We start from the raw sequence: 20,809 nt of genomic DNA on the forward strand, positions 1-20,809 counted from the left end.
CTCTTAACCCTGAAACAGGAAAAAGTTTAAAAAGTGATCCATCTCAGCCCAAGGCACCGCTAAAACAGAAACAAGTAATATTTTGTGAGCCAGTTCCGGCTGATGAAGTCCGCGAAGATTACAACCAAGATGGCTCTAAACCGCCTTAATTAACATGAATGAAACAAATTCAGTGATGCAACTCAAATATTAATCGCAACAAAAGATGTTTAACATAAACCCCAATCTATTTAAATCATCAAAAACACGGTAACAAGAGCACAAATCTTCATGTGTGCTGAATCACACTTTTCACAATCCATCCCCCTATGCTGAAGACAACCGACCAAGTCGGCAAAAAAACAAAGACAACAAACAAAGGGTGATACATATGAGCATCAACAGACGTCAGGCCTTGGGCCAGATCATTGGGATAAGTGCCGCAGCCGCCGGAGCCAGCCTCACGGCCACTTGCGCTTTTGCAGCCACAGATGAGTCAGGAAACTATCGCCTGGCATTAGGAGAAAAACTCAAATATGCCCCATTGGATGCCATGGAAACAGCTAAACTCGCCTATGAAACCGGCGGTGGTTGCATGCATCAGGTATTTCACGCCATGGTAACCAAACTGGCACAATCGACCAGCGTCGATGCCGACAAGTTTGCCACAATTCCAACGGCACTGGCCGGCTATGGTTTTGCCGGGGTCACAGGTCAAGGCACGCTTTGCGGCAACCTCAATGCGGTAGGCATGTTGGTTAATATTCTCGATGACATCAATGGCCAGAATGCTGCCGTCATAGGCTCGCTGTTCCGCTATTACGAGAATACCGAACTGCCGCTGTCCAGTGATGCGTTCGTTGCCGGGATCGGCTCCACCGCCGAAAAGACCGCCCTGGTGGTCAAGTCCTCGGTTGCCAACAGCGTGCTATGTCACTCCTCCATCAGTAACTGGTCCAAGGCTTCAGGCAAGACCTTCTCCGAAAAAGGTGAACGTTGCTACCGCTTGTCGGCCTCGATTGTCTATCACCTGGTGGAACTCCTGAACCGAGCCCACAAAGGTGAAGACTTAGGCGCCCTGCCTGAGAGTAAACCCAGCGCAGAAGCCCAGAGCTGTCAGAGTTGCCACGGTGCCAGCAGCACCATGGGCCCGGCCGCCAGTGTCAAGACAGACATGGAATGTACTACCTGTCATACCGGACACTTTAATTGAGGACTATCCAATGAAAATCAGCTATCTGAGCCTGCTGCTCGGCTCGGCCCTGCTCCTGGGAGGCTGTGGCAGCGATGATGACAATAACAATGGCGGCGGAGAGGTTACGCCACCGCCACCTCCTCCTCCGGTTGAGACCCCAAGCTTGGATATCGGCGAGGCCAGCAGCATTGAGTTAACCCTCAATAGCTTCAATCCCGATTCGGGAGAAGTTATCTTTGCCTTGCAAAACACCGAAGGCAAAGCGCTCACCAATGCCGCCAAGTATCGCATTACCTACTTTGGTTATCCGGCTGAAGAGCAGGCTTCCACCAAGCCCAAGGCTTGGAAACGTTGGCATGTTACCTATAGCTACAGTTGTGACCCGGCAGCCGAATGCCCAGAGCCACTCAGGGCACTGGATGATGTTGGCAGTTACAGCTTTAGTCCATCAGGGCTGGATTGGGATGCCGATGCCGCCAATGGTGCCGTCAGCCGCTACAAAGTCGCTATCGAGGTTTTCGGGACTGAACTCAGCAATGAAATAACCCTGCTGTCTCCCACGAGCGCCAATTAATCCATTAAGCCGCTGAACCAAGTGTTCAGCGGCGTTTCCGCTTCATTGAACGAAGTCTCCCTCATACGGCAAGCCCATAAATGATCCCCTGGGGTCACCCGTAATAAAGCATAATCAGATAAGACATCCATCTCCAATACATGCAGTTTGATGTCCAAACTGGCGCTTTGTTCGAGCGATTTTTTGATTTGACGCTTCATTCCCAATAAGTAGGAGGGCAATTCATCCTCTGCAACATGTAACCATTCCTGGTGTTTATCCAGATTGATTGAATAACTCATAGAACCGGCTTCAACCCCTTTGAGGGTGCCGCTCAATTCGATATCGACCCAGGATTGCTCAATATGATGATATCCCACTCGGATCAGAGCTCTATTACCCTGGGAGAAGATCCTTAATCTCAGCTTCTTCTCTGCTGAATGGGGATCGGGTAACAATGGGTCTATCAGCGTCGCTTCACAATTAAAATGGGGATTGAGGTGGTTGGAAATCCGCTTATCGACCCAAAGGATCCCGGTGCCAATAACCGCCAGCAACAAAAGCTGAATAATCCAAATTCGGTGTCGTTGCAGTTGTTGCCACAGCTTGAATATCGGCTCATTCACAATCTAGTGCCTCCTGCAGCCATGCATACTCAGGAGAGCAGGCCGTCATCTGTGCCATCGTCAGTTTATAAGCTTTGATGTGGTCGCCATCCATATTTTCACCCCTGGCGATCAGGCTGATGGCTTTGGTTTCATCACACAGAGATACAGTGACGGTACGCCAACGACTATCCGGACAGCGTTTAATCCAAGCCTCTATCCCAGCGGCAAATCCTGCCATGGACGTCAAGGTTTGATGATCACCATAAAAGCGTAAAAACACTTGTTCACCGGATGGATGCGAGACGACCATCACTTTATCGGGGACTTCCAAGTAATTGAGTGGCCCGACTCTGGATGAAATAAACCATAAGGCCAAAATAATGAGAAATAACATCCAACAATAATGACGCCAAAGGGTACGCCCCTTAGGCGAAAGCGGCATAGGCTTGCGAGATGTGATGCGGTTGTGCAGCAAAAAACCTTCTCGATCAATCTGCTCCAAGAGCCCCGCGTGCTCTGGTCCCAGATATTGTTTGATATTTTCTACGGCTTGTTCGAGCAGGAAGACCTGTTCGGGGGGAAGTTTGGCAGCTTGTACCAACTGCATCCGGGACACCACTCGTCCTCGCTGCGCCAGCAGTGTAGTCAGCGTAACCTGTTCCACGAAAGAAAGTGTCCAGCTCTTGTGTGAACCACAGTGTTTGAGCGTGCCTTTATCGGCATCAAACCAACAGCAACCTATCTGCATACTATTGTTCACATAAAGGACAATAAACGCAGTATAAAAGAAAAAAACACCCATCCAGAATAATCCGCATGGGTGTTTATATCCTTTTAACGAGAAGCGTGAACTACTTCTCAGAGCAGAGATTTAGAATTAAAAAACTTAACAAACAATCTCATACAGAAACATCACCAAGGTGCCTACCGGCTTTGTCTCCGTCTGTTCGCCCCCTTGTTAGAAGGTCGAACTGTTGATCCACAGATGCACTAATATGCTGGCAATGTAACCAAGAGCGATCACCGGAGTCCATTTGAGGTGAGCTCCGAAGGTATATATCCCGCGGGCCTGGCCCATCAGGGCCACCCCGGCAGCACTACCAATAGATAGCAAACTGCCCCCGACACCGGCGGTCAAAGTCACCAGCAACCATTGTCCCAGCGCCATATCCGGATTCATGGTCAGTACGGCAAACATCACAGGGATGTTGTCTATGATAGAAGACAGCACTCCAATGGCGATATTGGCATAGGTGGGATCCCACTGGGTGTACATGGCGTGAGACACCATACTCAGATAGCCCATAAAGCCCAAGCCGCCGACACAAAGCACCACGCCGTAGAAGAATAGCAAGGTGTCCCACTCGGCTCTGGCAATACGGCTGAAGACATCGAAGGGCACCACGTTACCTAGTTGCTCCAGACGCTTTTCATCCTGCATCAGGCGCGCCTTCTCCTGCGCTCTTGCCAGTGCTTTCGGGAAATTCTTCCTCAGATAGAAACCAAAACACTGCAGCAATCCAAGGCCTGTCATCATGCCAAGCACAGGCGGCAGCCCCAGCAGTGAATGGGTGCACACTGCCATGGCTATGGTAAACAGGAACAGCAGCACTATCCGCTTGGCGCCCGTCTTGGTGTAGACCTTTTCAACCAAGGCATCAGATTTTTCCCTGGAAATAAACAGGCTCATGATCAGCGCCGGAACCAGGAAATTCACCAGTGAGGGCAGGAACAACTTAAAGAACTCGGAAAAGTGCACCATACCCTTTTGCCATACCATCAGGGTGGTGATATCCCCAAAGGGACTGAAGGCACCACCGGCATTGGCGGCCACCACGATATTAATACAGGAAAGGACGATAAAGCGGCGATTTTCGGCGCCCATTTTCATTACCACGGCGCACATCAGCAACGCGGTGGTCAGGTTATCGGCAACCGGTGAGATGAAGAAGGCCAGGAAACCGGTAAGCCAGAAGATTTGATACAGGCTAAATCCTTTACTGACCATCCAACAACGCAAGGCATCGAACAATCGGCGCTCTTCCATGGCGTTGATATAGGTCATAGCCACAAGCAAAAACAGCAACAGTTCGGCATATTCGAGCAGGTTGTGTTTGAAGGCGGCCTCAGCCACTTCCGACATGCCATTCTGGGTATAGACATAACCTATCATGCCCCAGATAAGACCGGCAGCAACCAGCACAGGTTTGGACTTTCTCAGGTGCAGCTTCTCCTCCCCCATCACCAGCAAATAGGCGATGGCAAACAGAGTCAGAGCCAGGTACCCCACGGTTGAGTCGGTCAGACTCAGGTTGTTTACGGCTTCCGTGCTAGCCAGGACCGCAGGCGAAAACAGTCCGGACAAAATTCCTCCTAAGGCTGCGCAGCCCCCATGCAAACGCATCAACTTCATTTCAATTATCTCTCGGTAGGAAATTAGCTAAAACCTAGCACAAGAAACCGAAGGCAAATCTTGATAAAACGCAAAATTCTGCAATTTAAGTGAGCAAGAACAACCTATAAGCGACAGGTTGAACAAAGGACCGCACAAAAAACAGCAATAAAACAACCATAGATCACAAAAGCGCCCGCAGGCGCTTTTATCTGGTTCACACTTTTTATGTCACGGCTTTTTTAGAAAGAATACAGCAGTGTCATGTTGGTTTCAGTGTCAGTGCTCTTTTTATCATCCAGCGGATCGCTGTTATAACGCACTATCACGGCAAACTTCATCGCCAGCGCACCTATGATATTGGCGGTCAGCGATGTCTCGGAGCGGGCATCTAGCTTGTCGCCATAGTCGGCGATAAACAGTTGACGGAACTTAGAGGTCTTGCTGATCTCCAATTCATAGTTGATCACCCCGTGAGCGACCCAGCTGGCGTCGGAGTTATAGCCCAGAATGGCGCTCTGCTCGCTGTCCAGGCGTTGATACTGATAACCTGGACCTATCTCGGCATCCAGGAAACTCTTGCTGCCCTGAAAAATACGGTAGCCGTAACCGGCCGCACTGTTGAACTTGTAATCATAACCTGTAAAGGGATCGGCTTCGTAACTGGTGTTGGCAAACAGATAGCTGCGCTCATCCAGACGATAGTTACCCTGAACACCACCAAAGTAACGCTTGGCGGTAACTTCTTCAGAGTCTTCCTTGTACAGTCCTTCGAGCAGATACTGGTTTTCCCAGTTGCCCAGTTCGTGTTTCATCGCCAGGCGAGCCTTCACCGAAGAGGTTTCAGTGTTACCTGTGGTCAGGGTTGCCCCCAACTCCGCCTCACCGGCAAATGTCTTCTCGCCCTCGACAAAATCAGCCCCAGCGTGAGCAAAGGGCGCGACCAACAGAATGGCTGCAGCGCTAAGCAGTTTTTTCATTCTTGTACATCTCCGTTCAAAGCAATCCCCTAAAAAAACGGGCGCCATAGTAACATCTATGTAGCAAAATGCGAAACAGCTCGCATTTTGTCACAGAAAAGGCCTAAATCCTGACACTAATAACGGGCTTAGCCTCAAAGGGGACGAACAAATCAGGCCTTCAACCCGGCCGCAGACATCAGCAGTCGCAACAGCGAAGAGACACTCAGCAAAGAAAGCACACTCAAGCACCAAAGCAGCAGCATCCAACAGCCTGGACGGCTATCGAGCCAAGCCTTAGCCGGGGCCAACAGCCGGATGGCCCGGCCCCTAAAAGCATTAATGATAGGCATCATCGGCGCTCACCTTGCCTCGGAACACATAATAGGTCCAGCAGGTATAAACAAGAATAATCGGGATAATAAACAACGCCCCCACCAGCATGAAGCCTTGGCTCTGGGGTGGGGCCGAAGCCTGCCAGATATTGATACCTGGAGGAATAATATAGGGCCAGATGCTGATCCCAAGACCGCAGAACCCCAGTAATACCAACAGCAGTGTCATCACAAAGGGTTGGTAAGTATCTTGCCTTTGCAGGCCCTGATACAGATTCCATCCCAGCAGCGCCGTCAATAAAGGCACGGGTGACAGGAAAATAAGGTTCGGCAGCGAAAACCATCGCTCGGCGATTTGGGGATGTGCCAAAGGCGTCCAGATACTGACCAGCACTATCGCCACCAGCAAGCCTATGAGCAAAGAGCGGCTCAGCAAAAACATCTGTTGCTGCAGATGCTCCTGGGTCTTCATGATCAGCCAGCTGCTGCCAAGGAGCCCGTAAGCGACCACCAGACCGACACCGCATAAAAGCGGAAAAGGCGCCAGCCAATCGAGCTGCGAACCGGCAAAGCTGCGATCTATGACGGGGAAACCGGATATCACAGCCCCCAGCACCACCCCCTGGAAGAAGGTCGCTGCCACAGAGCCGATGGCAAATGCCCTGTCCCAGGCTTTTCTGTGGCCTTCAAACGCCTTGAAGCGAAACTCAAATGCCAAGCCTCGAAAGATCAGCGCCACCAGCATAAAGGTCAGCGGAATCGACAAGGCATCGATAATCACCGCATAAGCCAACGGAAAGGCACCGAACAGAGCTGCCCCGCCCAATACCAGCCAGGTTTCATTGCCGTCCCACACAGGTGCCACTGAGTTCACCATGATATCTTTGTCATGCTGGTCTCCAACCAAGGGCAGCAGTATCCCCACTCCCAAGTCGAAACCATCCATGACTATGTACATCAAAGTGGCGAAAATAATAATCACAAACCAGATAACAGCCAGATCGATACCCATACTCAGCTCTCCTTATGCAGCTCGTCGCTGTGAAACTGTGAAATTCGCCCGACCAACGCCGGGCTTTCGGATAAGTCTTCCTCGACCTTGGGCCCCTGACGGATAAGATTGAGCAGATAGAGATACCCCAAACCAAACACCAGGCTGTAGACCACAAAGAACCCCAGCAGGCTAAGGCTCATATGCAGCTCGCCATGGGCGGAGACCGCATCCTGGGTGCGCATTACCCCATGAATGATCCAGGGTTGCCGCCCCACTTCCGTGGTTATCCAACCGGCCAACAGCGCTATGAGTCCCGATGGTCCCATGCACAGACTGAAGCGCAGAAACCAGCGGCGCTGGTACAGGCCACCACTGCGCCTGAGCCAAAGGCTGACGACACCGAGCAGCAGCATCAACATGCCCAATCCGACCATGACCCGAAATGACCAAAAGACGATAGGGACATTGGGCCTGTCTTCCACGGCAAACTCCTTCAGCGCCGGCACCTGGGCCTGGCTGTCGTGCATCAGGATCAAACTGGCCAGCGCCGGGATCTTGAGGGCATAGTCAGTGGTTTCTGTCTCCATATTGGGCCAGCCAAACAGAATAAGCGGTGTCGGCTCACCTGAGCTGTTGTCCCAGTGGCCTTCCATGGCGGCGACTTTGGCCGGCTGATGCTCCAGGGTATTGAGCCCGTGAATATCCCCAAGCAAGGCCTGCAAAGGTGCACAGGCGAGGATCATCCACAGCGCCATGGAAAACATCTTGCGCACCGCCGGGCTGTCGTTGCCTTTAAGCAGGTGCCAGGCGCCCGATGCCGCCACCATCAAGGCGCAGCAGATAAAGGCGGCCACCGCCATATGCGAAAGACGCGGAATAAAGGAAGGGTTGAAGATAACCGCCAACCAGTCTGTCGGTACTACTTGACCGGCTTCAATGACAAAACCCTGCGGCGTGTGCATCCAGCTGTTGGAGGCCAAGATCCAGAACATGGACATTAGGGTGCCGAGGGCGACCATACAGGTGGAGAAGAAGTGCAGCTGATCGCCGACTTTTTTCCAGCCAAACAGCATCACCCCCAGAAATCCGGCTTCGAGGAAGAAGGCGGTCAACACTTCATAGGTCAACAGAGGGCCGGTAATACTGCCGGCAAACTCGGAAAAGCCGCTCCAGTTGGTGCCGAACTGGTAAGCCATCACTAACCCGGAAACCACCCCCATACCAAAGTTGACCGCAAATACCTTGGACCAAAAATGATACAACTGCTTGTATACCGGATTACGCTTTTTGAGCCAAAGCCCTTCCAGTACCGCGAGATAACTTGCCAGGCCAATGGTGATGGCCGGGAAGATAATGTGAAAAGAAACCGTGAAGGCAAACTGTATGCGTGCCATTTCGAGTGCATCCAGTCCAAACATGAACCACCTCAAAGGGTCAATAAACCTGGCTGGCATCTTAAGGACTGAGACAAAACTATAATAGATACAGAAAATACGATTTTATATATAACAGATTGAATAATTGTTATGCTGGGCACTGGCAATAAAGCAGAGTAAACCATGGCCAAATATGAAACCCTGATCCAGCAATTGAGGCAGCAGATACAGAGCGGTGTCTGGCAGGTGGGTGACCGCTTACCTTCACTCAGGGAGCAGACTCAGCAGAGCCAGATGAGTTTGATGACAGTGATGCATGCCTATCAGGTGTTGGAGAGCCAGGGCTGGATAATCTCCCGCCCCCGCTCAGGTTACTTTGTCGCCCCGAAAGTGGCTGCCCCCAAGCCTCAAGGTCTGCACCAGTCCAGTGCTGTGACCCGCGCCGAGTCGGTGGATATCAACGCCTTTATCTTTGAGGTGTTGCAGGCCAGTCGCGATCCGGGGATCACGGGGTTTGGCTCCGCCTACCCGGATCCCGGGCTGTCGCCCCACAAACAGTTGAACCGGGCCTTGATTTCAAGCGCCAAGACCCTGGATTCCGCCAGCGCTCTGGACAATCTGCCCCCCGGGAACCCGGCGCTCAGGCATATCATAGCCCAGCGCTACGCGGCGCAGGGAATGAGCATCTCGCCGGATGAAATAGTGATCACCGCGGGGGCACTGGAGGCATTGAACCTGAGCCTGCAGGCGGTCACCCGTCCCCGGGATTGGGTGGTGATAGAAAACCCCGCCTTCTACGGCGCGCTGCAATCGCTGGAGCGCCTCGGCCTCAAGGCGCTCGCCATTCGCACCCATCCCCAGGAAGGGATAGATCTACAGTCTCTGGCCCAGGCGCTGCAAACTCACAGGGTCAAGGCCTGCTGGTTGATGACCAACTTTCAAAATCCCCTTGGCTGCAGTATGAGCGATGACAAGAAGCGTCGTTTGCTGAAACTCTTGCAGGAACACGACTGCTTTTTGATTGAAGACGATGTCTACAGTGAACTCTATTTTGGCAAGGAGAAGCCCCTGCCGGCCAAGGCCTTCGACCCGGACAACAGAACCCTGCACTGCGGCTCCTTCTCCAAGTCTCTGGTGGGCGGTTTTCGCGTCGGTTGGGTGGCCGCCGGCAAGATGGCGCTCAGTATTCAAAAACTGCAACTGATGAGCACCCTGGCCACCAGCACCCCGGTGCAATTGGCGCTGGCCCATTACCTTTCGACCCGCAGTTATGAGACCCACCTGCGACAATTGAGGCGCACCCTGGAGCAGCGAAAGTTTGCCACCTGGCAGGCATTGAAGAGCCGCTTACCCGACAGTGTCAGAGTGCATTTTGGCGATGGCGGCTATTTTCTCTGGGTAGAGTTACCCGAGGGGCGGGACACCACAGAGCTTTATCGCCAGGCGCTCAGGCAAGGAATAAGCCTGGCGCCGGGACAGATGTTCTCGGCGCACCGGGAGTTCAGCCACTGTTTTCGCATCAACGCCTCACTGCCTGGCGGGACAAAGTTGGAGCAATCAATCGCCAACCTAGCCAAGCTTATCAAAAAGGCGTTGTGATGACTCAGAGCCATCCGGATAACACTCCGCCAACCTCAACCCTATCACCCAAGTGTGTCGTAACAGCCAAGGCGCAACAACTCGCACCCACCTCAGATTTACACTCTGGAAGCTAAAAGTAAAAAAGCCCGCGAATGCGGGCTTTCAATACAGAGAACGGGATTACAGGTTGATCTGTGGGTCCAGTTCGCCGGTCTGATAACGCTTGTACATGGCCTGCAGTGACAGCGGCTTGATCTTGGAGCCCATACCGGCACAACCGAAGGCTTCGTAGCGCACGGTACAGATGTCGGCCATGGCTTCCATGGAGGCCTTGAGGAATTTGCGTGGATCAAACTCAGTTGGGTTTTCGGCCAAGAACTTACGTACCGCACCGGTAGATGCCAGACGCAAATCTGTGTCGATGTTAACCTTACGTACACCGTGCTTGATGCCTTCAACAATCTCTTCCAGCGGCACGCCGTAAGTTTCAGGGATCGCGCCACCATACTGGTTGATGATCTGCAGCCACTCCTGAGGTACAGAAGAAGAGCCGTGCATGACCAGGTGAGTGTTGGGGATACGGGCGTGGATCTCTTTGATGCGGTCGATACGCAGCACATCGCCGGTAGGCTTGCGGCTGAACTTGTAAGCACCGTGGCTGGTACCTATGGCGATGGCCAGGGCATCCACATGAGTGTCGGCCACGAAGCGGGCGGCTTCTTCTGGGCTGGTCAGCATCTGCTCGTGGCTCAGAGTGCCTTCGGCACCGATACCGTCTTCTTCACCGGCCATACCGGTTTCCAGGCTACCCAGACAACCGATTTCACCTTCAACAGAAACACCACAGGCGTGGGCAAACGCCACTGTCTTGCGGGTGACATCGACGTTGTACTCATAAGAGGCAGGAGTCTTGCCGTCAGACATCAAGGAGCCGTCCATCATCACAGAGCTCATGCCGAGCTGGATGGAACGCTGACACACGTCAGGGTGGGTACCGTGATCCTGGTGAATACACACAGGGATATCCGGATACTGCTCGAGGGCCGCAGCCATAAGATACTTGAGGAATTGAGGACGGGCATACTTACGGGCACCGGCTGAAGCCTGCACAATCACAGGGCTGTCAGTGGCTTCGGCGGCCTGCATGATGGCACGCATCTGCTCCAAGTTGTTGACATTGAACGCCGGGACACCGTATCCATGTTCGGCGGCGTGGTCCAGCATTTGGCGTAGGGAAATAAGGGCCATTTTTTACTCCAGTAATAGGGTGAATTGCTTCACCGAGGTCGCTATCGCTTGGATTTAACTTGATGCTCCCGGCAAAGCCGGGAGCGGTTTCTTTATAATTCTTTTGACTTTGCTCAGTTACCGCGGGCCTTGAGCATGGCCACTGCCGGTAACTCTTTACCTTCGAGGAACTCGAGGAAGGCGCCGCCGCCGGTAGAAATGTATGACACCTTGTCGGCAATGCCGTATTTATCCACGGCGGCCAGAGTATCACCACCACCTGCGATGGAGAAGGCCGGTGACTCGGCGATCGCCTGGGCGATACGCTTGGTTCCTTCGCCGAACTGATCGAACTCGAACACCCCAACCGGGCCGTTCCAGACTATGGTACCGGCTTGTTGCAGGATAGCTGCCAGAGCTTCGGCGCTGTCCGGGCCTATGTCGAAGATCATCTCATCGTCGGCAACCTCGGCCACTGGCTTCAAGGTAGCCACGGCTGCCGGGCTGAACTCCTTGCCAACCACTACGTCGGTAGGCACAGGGATATCACCGCCACGGCTCTGGGCATTGGCCACCAGGCGCTTGGCTTCATCGATAAGGTCGGCTTCATAGAGTGACTTGCCCACAGGATGGCCAGCGGCGGCAATAAAGGTGTTGGCGATACCACCACCCACCACCAGTTGATCCACTATGCCGGACAGAGACTCAAGCACTGTCAGCTTGGTCGACACTTTGGAGCCACCGACAATCGCCACCAAGGGACGCGCCGGGTTATCCATCGCCTTACCCAGGGCATCCAGCTCTGCCGCCAGCAATGGGCCGGCGCAGGCTATCGGGGCAAACATGCCGACTCCGTGAGTCGAGGCCTGGGCGCGATGAGCGGTACCGAAGGCATCCATCACATAGACATCACACAGGGCTGCCAGCTGCTTAGAAAGCGCCTCGTCGTTTTTCTTCTCACCCTTGTTGAAGCGGACGTTTTCAAACACCACGACTTCGCCTTGGGCAACTTCGACGCCATCCAGATAGTCTTTTTCCAGACGCACCGGGCAGTCCAGCGCCTTGGCCAGATAATCCACCACAGGCTTGAGGGAAAACTCCTCATTGTATTCGCCTTCGGTTGGTCGTCCCAGGTGGGACATCACCATCACGGCGGCCCCTTTTTCCAGTGCCAACTTGATGGTGGGCAGTGACGCCCGCAGACGCGCATCGCTGGTGACGACACCATCGGCCACCGGCACGTTGAGATCTTCACGGATCAGCACGCGCTTACCCTGAAGATCCAGCTCTGACATCTTGATAATTGCCATTTTTACGCTTCCTTCTTAATCAAAAACAAATCTGTTTCACTAAGGGCGGCAGCTTCCCTGCCCCCTGGAATAATCTGTTGCAGTCTCTCAGGCGCTGCGGGCCTTGATCATCGCCAATGCCGTATCCAACATGCGGTTGGCAAAGCCCCATTCGTTGTCGCACCAAAGCAACAGCTTCACCAGTTGGCCATCACTGACCCGGGTCTGGGTACCATCGACCACGCTGGAGCGCGGATCATGATTAAAATCGCATGATACCAGAGGCTCATCAGTATAGCCCAGAATCCCCTCGAGCCTGCCATGGGTCGCCTGTTCCAGCACCTGGTTTACCTTGGCAATATCCACTCTGTCGTTGAGGGTCACAGACACATCGATGGCGGTGACATTAATAGTGGGCACCCGTACAGAGATAGCCTCAAACTTATCCTTCATCTGCGGCAAGATACGCTCTATGCCTCGGGCAAGCTTGGTATCTACCGGAATAATCGATTGCCCGGCGGCGCGGGTTCGGCGCAGATCGTCGTGATAGGCATCTATCACCTGTTGATCATTCATCGCCGAGTGGATAGTGGTAATGGCACCGCTCTTGACCCCGAAATGCCGATCCAGCACATCGATGACAGGGACAATACAGTTGGTGGTACAAGATGCGTTGGACACCACAGTGTGCTCGGCGGCCAACAGTTCCTGGTTGACACCATAGACTATGGTGGCGTCAACATCCGCCGAAGAGGGGTGACTTATCAATACCTGGCGGGCACCGGCCTGGATATGAGCCTCGCAACTCTGTCTATCAGACAGGGCGCCGGTGGCTTCGAACACTAAGTCGATATCCAGCTCGCCCCAGGGCAGTTTGTCCGCCTCCGGCTCGGCCAACAGGGTAATACTATCGTCCCCCAGTTGCATCATGCCGTCGGCAAGGCTCGCGCGGCTATGGAAGCGACCATGGGTGGTGTCATAGTTGGTGAGGTGGACTATGGCCTCGGGCTTAGCCAGTTCATTGATAGCAACGATCTGAATTTGCTGCCTTTTACCCGATTCGTATAAGGCACGGAGAATTGAACGGCCGATGCGGCCATAACCATTGATTGCGACTCTGATCATGGAGATCCTGTTCCTCTAATGAGGGATGCTGATTGGGTAACGGCCTGACTTCCCGACAGGCCGTTGCACTTCCTGTGCGGCATTCCATTGCCTGGTTGCCGCACAGTCATTTCCAATCAGGCAGGCGCGGCTCAGACGAGCAGAGCCTTACCGGCTTCAACCACTTTATCGACAGTGAAACCGAACATCTCAAACAACTGATTGGCAGGCGCCGACTCACCGAAAGTCGTCATGCCAATAATGCGGCCATTCAGGCCGACATACTTATACCAGTAATCGGCTATGCCCGCTTCCACGGCCAGTCGTTTTGTGACATTGGCTGGCAGTACAGCTTCTTTATAAGCCGCGGTTTGCTGGTCAAATACGTCGGTAGATGGCATGGAAACCACGCGCACCTTGGCGCCAGTAGCGGCCAGCTCAACCTGGGCCTTAACCGCCAACTCGACTTCGCTGCCGGTGGCAATGATGATCAGCTCAGGCGCGCCTTCGCAATCCACCAGCACATAACCGCCCTTGGCCACATCATTCAGTTGTTCGGCGCTGCGTGGCATCTGGGTCAGGTTCTGACGCGAGAAGATCAGCGAAGTTGGGCCGTCTTTGCGCTCAATGGCGTATTTCCAGGCGATAGCAGATTCTACCTGGTCACATGGGCGCCAGGTGCTCATGTTAGGAGTCATACGCAAAGAGGCAATCTGCTCAACCGGTTGGTGAGTCGGGCCGTCTTCACCCAGACCGATGGAGTCGTGGGTATAGACCTGAATGTTCTGCACCTTCATCAGCGCAGCCATCCGCATGGCGTTACGGGCGTATTCCATAAACATCAGGAAGGTGGCACCGTAAGGTACAAACCCACCGTGCAGGGCAATACCGTTGATGATGGCGGTCATACCAAACTCACGCACACCATAGTGCAGGTAGTTGCCGCTGGCATCTTCGGCCGAAATAGCCTTGGAACCTGAGTACATGGTCAGGTTGGAAGGTGCCAGATCGGCACTGCCCCCTAAGAATTCAGGCAACATTTTACCGAAGGCTTCCAGTGCATTTTGCGAGGCCTTGCGAGAAGCGATATTGGCAGGATTGGCCTGCAGCTGCTCTATGTAGGCTTTGGCATCGGCGTCAAAGTTGGCAGGCAGTTCACCGTTGAGGCGACGCTTGAGCTCGGCGGCCAGCGCTGGGTGAGCGGCTTCATAGGCAGCGAACTTGTCGTTCCAGCTACTTTCGGCGGCCTTACCGGTTTCCTTGGCATCCCAGGCAGCATAGATTTCAGATGGGATCACAAATGGATCGTGCTTCCAGCCCAGGAATTCACGGGTGGCGGCAATTTCAGCATCACCCAGCGGCGCACCGTGGCAATCGTGAGAACCGGACTTGTTGGGAGAACCGTAACCTATGACGGTCTTGCAGCAGATCAGCGATGGACGCGGATCGGCCTTAGCGGCTTCAATGGCGGCGTTAATAGCCTGTGGGTCGTGACCATCGACACCGGCAACCACGTGCCAGCCGTAAGCTTCAAAGCGCTTGGGAGTATCATCGCTGAACCAACCTTCAACATGACCATCGATGGAGATACCGTTGTCATCCCAGAAGGCGATCAGTTTGCCAAGACCCAGAGTACCGGCCAGAGAACAGGCCTCATGGGAGATACCTTCCATCAGACAGCCGTCACCCATGAAGACATAAGTGTGGTGATCGACAATATCGTGACCTTCGCGGTTAAACTGAGCCGCCAGAGTCTTTTCTGCAATCGCCATCCCCACGGCATTGGTGATGCCTTGACCCAGAGGCCCTGTGGTGGTTTCGATGCCAGGGGCATAACCATATTCAGGGTGGCCCGGAGTACGAGAGTGCAGCTGACGGAACTGCTTGAGATCGTCAATACCCAAATCATAACCGCTCAGATGCAGCAATGAGTAATGCAGCATGGACCCATGGCCGTTTGACAGCACAAAGCGGTCACGGTCGGCCCATTGAGGGTTCACAGGGTTGTGCTTGAGGTGATCCCGCCACAGGACTTCGGCAATATCAGCCATCCCCATGGGAGCCCCAGGGTGGCCGGAATTGGCCTTTTGGACTGCGTCCATACTTAAAACACGGATAGCGTTAGCGAGTTCTTTACGGGAAGACATGCTCTCTCCTGCTTATTTCTTAGAGGTCTTGGGCAAAATGGAGCCATATTTTCCCCCACCGGGCAGAAGGACGCAAATAAAATTCACCTTCTCGGGTCGTCATTGATATCGACAAGCTCACCTACTGCCTACACTTAAACAACAAAGGCAAAACACCCACCTAACAAAGTGAACGGTAATCAGGCTCAAAAACAACTTTCACTTCAGGCATGGGATCTATATCGCAGACAAAAAACACTGAAACCGCGACAAATTTAACCTTCATATTTCAGCAAAATAGCTGAAAACAGTGAAAAAAGGTTTTAGTTGTTCACGCCCATTCCTGCGTCTTGGCGCACAAATATTTGCGACAAGGGGTGTTATCCAGGTTGAATTCAACTAAAATGGCCGTCTAGATGTAGATGCTTCTACACGTTTGAATTCCAAAGACGAGATTTTCCGAATTATGGCAAAACACTTGTTTACCTCTGAGTCGGTCTCAGAAGGACATCCAGATAAAATCGCCGATCAGATTTCTGATGCGGTACTCGACGCGATTCTGGCTCAGGATCCCAAGGCCCGTGTAGCCTGTGAAACCCTGGTCAAGACAGGCATGGTACTGGTGGCCGGTGAAGTCACCACCTCAGCCTGGGTTGATATTGAAGAGCTGACCCGTAAAACCGTTCGCGATATTGGTTATACCCACTCAGATATGGGTTTTGATGCCGACAGCTGTGCGGTACTGAACGCCATCGGCAAGCAGTCCCCCGATATCAATCAGGGTGTAGACCGCGCCGATCCCAAAGAGCAGGGTGCCGGTGACCAGGGTCTGATGTTTGGTTACGCCAGCAATGAGACTGACGTGCTGATGCCGGCTCCTATCACTTACGCTCACCAGTTGGTTAAGCGCCAGTCAGAAGTACGCAAGAGCGGCGCTCTGCCTTGGCTGCGTCCCGATGCCAAGTCTCAGGTGACTTTCGCTTACGAAGACAACAAGATTGTCGGTATCGATGCCGTGGTACTTTCTACCCAGCATTGCGACAGCGTCAGTCAGGCGGATCTGGTAGAAGGCGTGATGGAAACCATCATCAAGCCGGTACTGCCTGCCCAGTGGCTGAATAAGGACACCAAGTACTTCATCAACCCAACCGGCCGTTTCGTTATCGGTGGTCCCATGGGTGACTGTGGTTTGACCGGTCGCAAGATCATCGTTGATACCTACGGCGGCATGGCCCGTCACGGTGGTGGCGCCTTCTCAGGTAAAGACCCATCCAAGGTTGACCGTAGCGCCGCTTACGCTGCCCGTTACGTTGCCAAGAACATAGTGGCTGCCGGTCTGGCGGATCGCTGTGAAATCCAGGTATCTTACGCCATTGGTGTGGCCGAACCGACTTCCATCAGTGTGGAAACCTTCGGTACCGGCAAAGTCTCGCAAGAGCTGCTGATCCAATTGGTTCGTCAGCACTTCGATCTGCGCCCATACGGCCTGACCGAGATGCTGGATCTGGCGCGCCCCATCTATCAAGGCACTGCCGCTTATGGTCACTTCGGCCGTGACGAGTTCCCATGGGAACAAACCAACAAGGCTGAAGCGCTACGCGCAGATGCAGGTCTATAATAGATTCTGCCAACCTAAAAAAACCGCCGAAAGGCGGTTTTTTTATGACTTATACGAACTCAGCTCTCAAGCTTTTTTCCATCTGAGGCTGCATTCTGCTCTGCAATTAAGGCACTCTGTGCCATGTCTGCATTGTAGTGCTCAATATCCAGTTCATCTTCTGATTTGGCGATCACAGTGGTAGCCACTAAGTCGCCAGAGACGTTAACCACGGTGCGGGCCATATCCAGAATACGGTCAATACCGGCAATAATCGCCACCCCTTCCAGCGGCAAACCAACGGTAGTCAGCACCAGAGTCAACATCACCAAACCGGCGCCGGGCACACCCGCAGTACCTATGGAAGCCAGTGTCGCGGTCAGAATAATAGTGATGTAGTCCACCCAGGTGAGGTCTATGCCAAAGGCTTGTGCCACAAACAGCGCGGTCACACCTTGATAGAGAGCTGTACCATCCATGTTGATGGTAGTACCCAGTGGCAACACAAAACTGGAGATCTTCTTATTCACCCCCAAGTATTCACTGGCACACTTCATACTGGCCGGCAGACTACCGGCTGAGCTTGAGGTGGTGAAGGCAACCGCCATCGCATTACTGATCCCCTTGAAGAACTGCAACGGATTGAGGCGAGCAAACACACTCAATATCAAACTGTAGAAACCGACAATATGCAGGAAACAACCGACATAAACAGCCACAATCACCTTAATGAGTGGCAACAGCATCTCCATGCCATACTCACCGGCGACCCAAGCCATTAAGCCAAACACCCCATAAGGCGCCAACTTCATCACCATATCGGTCAGCTTGTACATGGCTTCTGCCAGGCTCTCGAATACCCGAATGGCCGGTTTACCATGCTCACCAATCAACACCAAGGCAACCCCCAGTGCTACGGCAAATACGATCACCTGCAATATCTGCCCTTCAGCCAAGGCCGATACTGGGTTAGTCGGTACTATATTGATCAGGGTTTCCATCACTGACGGGGTTTGGGCCGCCTTTTCAGTACCTACCTCTGGGGTCATATTCAGCCCGGATCCGGGACGGATCACAGAGCCGACCACCAGCCCCAAGCTGATAGCGATAGATGTGGTACCCAGATAGAAGGCAAAGGATTTAAAACCTATCCGTCCCATCTTGGCAGTATCCTGCATTGAGGTCACGCCCACTATCAATGAGCAGAATACCAATGGCACTATCAACATCTTGATAGTGTTGACAAATAGAGTCCCGATAGGTTTGAGGTTACTGGCCTGTTCTCCAAGCCATAACCCAACCAGGATCCCCAGCACCATACCGATAAGAATTTGCAACCACAGGGGCACAGCCATCCAGCGTGACCATTGACGGCCAACGAATGAAGGTTCGTGTTTTGACATGTGTAAACCTTGATATTTGAAAAAGAGAGGGGCCATATCCTTGGCGGATGGCCGAGATCAGACATCAAGGCCGGTGCGCGATTTTAGCACAGGGGGTACCCCTTAGAGATGATCTACATCACGCTGCCCGGCTCTCATCATAGCTGGCAACCTAAATAGCCATGTTCAAAATCATCGTACTTTGCGCCCGGATAAGACTGCTGATAAATTGTGCCCCGCCCCACAAACAATCCAGGGGCAAAAGCAAATAGAACACAAAGGAATAATTATGCTAATAAGAAAAGGTACCCCAAGAGACGCCGAGGCCCTGGTGGCCTTCAACCAAGCGATGGCACAGGAAACCGAAGGACTGTCACTGGACAGCGACACCCTGAGCCGTGGCGTCAGCACTCTATTGGAAAACCCCGCCAAAGGTTTTTATCTGGTGGCGGAGATCGATGGAGAGATTGCAGGCTCCTTGATGGTTACCTATGAATGGAGTGACTGGCGCGCCGCCGACTACTTCTGGATCCAGAGTGTCTATATCAAACCCGAGCACAGACGCAAGGGGATCTACCGCGCCCTGTATCAGGAGGTCAAAGCGCTGGCAGAGCGCCAAGGGGGCGCCGCCAGCTTCAGGCTCTATGTCGAGCAGGAAAACGCTCGCGCCCAGCAAACTTACCAATCACTGGGCATGAGTCAGAGCCATTACTTGATGTATGAAGAAAAGCCCGCCTGAGTTCAGGCGCAGATACTGGTAACCTTAATGGCCAGGCCACCCTGACTGGTTTCCCGGTACTTGGCGCTCATGTCCTTGCCGGTTTCATACATGGTGGCTATCACCTTATCCAGGCTGACTCTGGGTTCACAGTTACGTCGCAGCGCCATTCGGGCCGAGTTAACCGCCTTCACGGCGGCAATGGCGTTACGCTCAATACAGGGCACCTGAACCTGCCCGGCGACAGGATCGCAAGTAAGCCCCAGATTGTGCTCCATGCCGATTTCGGCCGCCATACACACCTGGGCTGGGCTGGCTCCCATCAGCTCGGCCAAACCGGCCGCCGCCATGGAGCAGGCAACCCCGACCTCCCCCTGACACCCTACTTCGGCGCCCGAGATAGAGGCATTACGCTTGTAAAGCCCACCTATGGCCGCGGCGGTCAGCAAGAAGCGACTGTACTCCTTCTGCCCCAAAGGACGAATAAACTTGTCAAAATAGGCCATCACTGCCGGAATAATCCCGGCCGCTCCATTGGTCGGCGAAGTCACTACCCGGCCACCGGCCGCATTTTCTTCACTGACCGCCAAAGCAAACAGGTTCACCCAATCGACTATGACCATAGGATCGCTGGAAAGGCGCTCTCCGGTTTGCAATTGTCGCAACAGTGCCGGTGCCCGCCTTGGCACTCTCAATGGCCCGGCCAGAATCCCTTCGGTATGACATCCCTTGTCGATGGCTTGCTTCATTGTGTGCCAGATATTACCAAGACCACGGTAGATGCGCTCCTCCGGAGCCAATGCCTTTTCATTGGCCAGCATCAAGGCACTGATACTCATGCCATGTTCGCGGCACAGTGACAGTAACTCTTCGGCATTGGTAAAGGGATAAGGTACGCTCTGCTCACTCGCAACTTGTTTGCCAAAGTCGGCCTCTTCCACCACAAAACCACCGCCGATGGAATAGTAGGTCTTGCTGCTCAATACCAACTCACCGGCCCAGGCGGTGAGCCGCATGGCATTTTCATGCAGCGGCAGGGTCTCACTGTGAAACTGCACGGCATCGGCCGGAAAGGCCACCTTGTGCCCGTGTCCGAGCACGAGTTCACCACAGGTCTGCACCTGTTGGATAAATGTCGGAATCGCATCTATATCCACAGTCTCCGGACTATTGCCCGCCAACCCCATGATGATGGCGATATCGGTATGGTGGCCCTTGCCGGTCAATGACAGAGAACCGTAAACATCGACACTTACCCGGGTCAGTCGACTCAAACGTCCTTCAAGATGCAACTGCTCGACAAAATCCCGCGCCGCCTTCATAGGGCCTACGGTATGGGAGCTGGAAGGGCCCACACCTATCTTGAAAATATCAAAGGTACTGAACATGCTCAC

General features: G+C 53.3%; 18 protein-coding genes. 5 read left to right on the top strand and 13 right to left on the bottom strand.

Going from position 1 to position 20,809, the window contains the following annotated elements; genetic code table 11:
- The first annotated feature begins 370 nt into the window (after positions 1-370).
- Positions 371-1,192 carry a cytochrome c3 family protein gene (locus tag CBE72_RS02625; protein WP_100142184.1) on the top strand — a complete coding sequence of 274 codons (822 nt, stop codon included), beginning with the start codon at positions 371-373 and terminating at the stop codon, positions 1,190-1,192.
- Between the two features lie 10 nt (positions 1,193-1,202).
- Positions 1,203-1,748, top strand: coding sequence for a hypothetical protein (locus CBE72_RS02630; protein ID WP_100142185.1), 546 nt, complete (start codon positions 1,203-1,205; stop codon positions 1,746-1,748).
- On the opposite strand, the gene CBE72_RS02635 is transcribed toward CBE72_RS02630, so the two are convergent.
- The 7 genes from CBE72_RS02635 to CBE72_RS02665 all read right to left on the bottom strand — a co-directional run bounded on the left by CBE72_RS02635 (position 1,745) and on the right by CBE72_RS02665 (position 8,433).
- Positions 1,745-2,353 (bottom strand): hypothetical protein, encoded by a 609-nt coding sequence (locus tag CBE72_RS02635; RefSeq protein WP_100142186.1) that lies wholly within the window; start codon positions 2,351-2,353, stop codon positions 1,745-1,747. The genes CBE72_RS02630 and CBE72_RS02635 overlap by 4 nt on opposite strands.
- Positions 2,346-3,137 carry a hypothetical protein gene (locus tag CBE72_RS02640; protein WP_100142187.1) on the bottom strand — a complete coding sequence of 264 codons (792 nt, stop codon included), beginning with the start codon at positions 3,135-3,137 and terminating at the stop codon, positions 2,346-2,348. The genes CBE72_RS02635 and CBE72_RS02640 overlap by 8 nt, the downstream gene beginning before the upstream one ends.
- Before the next feature lie 156 nt (positions 3,138-3,293).
- On the bottom strand, positions 3,294-4,748 hold the full coding sequence (gene nhaD / locus CBE72_RS02645; RefSeq protein ID WP_100142188.1) for a sodium:proton antiporter NhaD: 1,455 nt from the start codon (positions 4,746-4,748) through the stop codon (positions 3,294-3,296).
- Positions 4,749-4,969: 221 nt separating this feature from the next.
- A complete protein-coding gene (locus CBE72_RS02650; protein ID WP_100142189.1) occupies positions 4,970-5,707 on the bottom strand; it encodes a DUF481 domain-containing protein in 738 nt (245 codons plus the stop codon).
- A gap of 152 nt (positions 5,708-5,859) precedes the next feature.
- Positions 5,860-6,042 carry a DUF2474 family protein gene (locus CBE72_RS20580; protein ID WP_338091990.1) on the bottom strand — a complete coding sequence of 61 codons (183 nt, stop codon included), beginning with the start codon at positions 6,040-6,042 and terminating at the stop codon, positions 5,860-5,862.
- Positions 6,026-7,033 carry a cytochrome d ubiquinol oxidase subunit II gene (cydB, locus tag CBE72_RS02660; RefSeq protein WP_100142190.1) on the bottom strand — a complete coding sequence of 336 codons (1,008 nt, stop codon included), beginning with the start codon at positions 7,031-7,033 and terminating at the stop codon, positions 6,026-6,028. The genes CBE72_RS20580 and cydB overlap by 17 nt, the downstream gene beginning before the upstream one ends.
- A gap of 2 nt (positions 7,034-7,035) precedes the next feature.
- Positions 7,036-8,433: a cytochrome ubiquinol oxidase subunit I gene (locus tag CBE72_RS02665; protein ID WP_100142191.1), complete on the bottom strand. Its 1,398-nt coding sequence runs from the start codon at positions 8,431-8,433 to the stop codon at positions 7,036-7,038.
- Between the two features lie 141 nt (positions 8,434-8,574).
- Here CBE72_RS02665 and CBE72_RS02670 point away from each other — a divergent pair, with 141 nt between their 5' ends.
- Positions 8,575-9,990 carry an aminotransferase-like domain-containing protein gene (locus CBE72_RS02670; RefSeq protein ID WP_100142192.1) on the top strand — a complete coding sequence of 472 codons (1,416 nt, stop codon included), beginning with the start codon at positions 8,575-8,577 and terminating at the stop codon, positions 9,988-9,990.
- A gap of 162 nt (positions 9,991-10,152) precedes the next feature.
- On the opposite strand, the gene fba is transcribed toward CBE72_RS02670, so the two are convergent.
- The 4 genes from fba to tkt all read right to left on the bottom strand — a co-directional run bounded on the left by fba (position 10,153) and on the right by tkt (position 15,739).
- Positions 10,153-11,220: a class II fructose-bisphosphate aldolase gene (fba, locus tag CBE72_RS02675; protein ID WP_100142193.1), complete on the bottom strand. Its 1,068-nt coding sequence runs from the start codon at positions 11,218-11,220 to the stop codon at positions 10,153-10,155.
- Positions 11,221-11,333: 113 nt separating this feature from the next.
- Entirely contained in the window at positions 11,334-12,509 is a 1,176-nt protein-coding gene (locus CBE72_RS02680) for a phosphoglycerate kinase (RefSeq protein WP_100142194.1), read from the bottom strand.
- Positions 12,510-12,596: 87 nt separating this feature from the next.
- The gene (gene epd, locus CBE72_RS02685; protein ID WP_039033068.1) at positions 12,597-13,613 is read right to left on the bottom strand and encodes an erythrose-4-phosphate dehydrogenase; all 1,017 of its coding nucleotides are present in this window, start codon (positions 13,611-13,613) and stop codon (positions 12,597-12,599) included.
- Positions 13,614-13,744: 131 nt separating this feature from the next.
- Entirely contained in the window at positions 13,745-15,739 is a 1,995-nt protein-coding gene (gene tkt, locus CBE72_RS02690; RefSeq protein WP_100142195.1) for a transketolase, read from the bottom strand.
- 445 nt (positions 15,740-16,184) lie between these two features.
- Between tkt and metK the strand changes: the two genes are divergently transcribed.
- Entirely contained in the window at positions 16,185-17,336 is a 1,152-nt protein-coding gene (metK, locus tag CBE72_RS02695) for a methionine adenosyltransferase (RefSeq protein ID WP_100142196.1), read from the top strand.
- Between the two features lie 59 nt (positions 17,337-17,395).
- Here metK and CBE72_RS02700 read toward each other — a convergent pair whose 3' ends face one another.
- On the bottom strand, positions 17,396-18,718 hold the full coding sequence (locus CBE72_RS02700) for a dicarboxylate/amino acid:cation symporter (protein ID WP_100142259.1): 1,323 nt from the start codon (positions 18,716-18,718) through the stop codon (positions 17,396-17,398).
- 268 nt (positions 18,719-18,986) lie between these two features.
- On the opposite strand from CBE72_RS02700, the gene CBE72_RS02705 reads away from it, so the two are divergent.
- Positions 18,987-19,436: a GNAT family N-acetyltransferase gene (locus CBE72_RS02705; RefSeq protein WP_100142197.1), complete on the top strand. Its 450-nt coding sequence runs from the start codon at positions 18,987-18,989 to the stop codon at positions 19,434-19,436.
- Between the two features lie 2 nt (positions 19,437-19,438).
- Here CBE72_RS02705 and CBE72_RS02710 read toward each other — a convergent pair whose 3' ends face one another.
- Entirely contained in the window at positions 19,439-20,803 is a 1,365-nt protein-coding gene (locus CBE72_RS02710; RefSeq protein WP_100142198.1) for an L-serine ammonia-lyase, read from the bottom strand.
- Positions 20,804-20,809: the final 6 nt, after the last annotated feature.

Origin of the sequence: Shewanella carassii (genome assembly GCF_002777975.1) — a bacterium.
Taxonomy (GTDB): domain Bacteria; phylum Pseudomonadota; class Gammaproteobacteria; order Enterobacterales; family Shewanellaceae; genus Shewanella; species Shewanella carassii.

What these genes read in the sequence shown, in the direction of transcription:
- cydB (WP_100142190.1), bottom strand. Translation starts at nt 7,033, where the DNA reads ATGGGTATCGATCTGGCTGTTATCTGGTTTGTGATTATTATTTTCGCC.
- CBE72_RS02630 (WP_100142185.1), top strand. Translation starts at nt 1,203, where the DNA reads ATGAAAATCAGCTATCTGAGCCTGCTGCTCGGCTCGGCCCTGCTCCTG.
- nhaD (WP_100142188.1), bottom strand. Translation starts at nt 4,748, where the DNA reads ATGAAGTTGATGCGTTTGCATGGGGGCTGCGCAGCCTTAGGAGGAATT.
- CBE72_RS02705 (WP_100142197.1), top strand. Translation starts at nt 18,987, where the DNA reads ATGCTAATAAGAAAAGGTACCCCAAGAGACGCCGAGGCCCTGGTGGCC.
- metK (WP_100142196.1), top strand. Translation starts at nt 16,185, where the DNA reads ATGGCAAAACACTTGTTTACCTCTGAGTCGGTCTCAGAAGGACATCCA.
- CBE72_RS20580 (WP_338091990.1), bottom strand. Translation starts at nt 6,042, where the DNA reads ATGATGCCTATCATTAATGCTTTTAGGGGCCGGGCCATCCGGCTGTTG.
- CBE72_RS02665 (WP_100142191.1), bottom strand. Translation starts at nt 8,433, where the DNA reads ATGTTTGGACTGGATGCACTCGAAATGGCACGCATACAGTTTGCCTTC.
- CBE72_RS02710 (WP_100142198.1), bottom strand. Translation starts at nt 20,803, where the DNA reads ATGTTCAGTACCTTTGATATTTTCAAGATAGGTGTGGGCCCTTCCAGC.
- CBE72_RS02700 (WP_100142259.1), bottom strand. Translation starts at nt 18,718, where the DNA reads ATGTCAAAACACGAACCTTCATTCGTTGGCCGTCAATGGTCACGCTGG.
- CBE72_RS02680 (WP_100142194.1), bottom strand. Translation starts at nt 12,509, where the DNA reads ATGGCAATTATCAAGATGTCAGAGCTGGATCTTCAGGGTAAGCGCGTG.
- epd (WP_039033068.1), bottom strand. Translation starts at nt 13,613, where the DNA reads ATGATCAGAGTCGCAATCAATGGTTATGGCCGCATCGGCCGTTCAATT.
- tkt (WP_100142195.1), bottom strand. Translation starts at nt 15,739, where the DNA reads ATGTCTTCCCGTAAAGAACTCGCTAACGCTATCCGTGTTTTAAGTATG.
- fba (WP_100142193.1), bottom strand. Translation starts at nt 11,220, where the DNA reads ATGGCCCTTATTTCCCTACGCCAAATGCTGGACCACGCCGCCGAACAT.
- CBE72_RS02670 (WP_100142192.1), top strand. Translation starts at nt 8,575, where the DNA reads ATGGCCAAATATGAAACCCTGATCCAGCAATTGAGGCAGCAGATACAG.
- CBE72_RS02640 (WP_100142187.1), bottom strand. Translation starts at nt 3,137, where the DNA reads ATGGGTGTTTTTTTCTTTTATACTGCGTTTATTGTCCTTTATGTGAAC.
- CBE72_RS02650 (WP_100142189.1), bottom strand. Translation starts at nt 5,707, where the DNA reads ATGAAAAAACTGCTTAGCGCTGCAGCCATTCTGTTGGTCGCGCCCTTT.
- CBE72_RS02625 (WP_100142184.1), top strand. Translation starts at nt 371, where the DNA reads ATGAGCATCAACAGACGTCAGGCCTTGGGCCAGATCATTGGGATAAGT.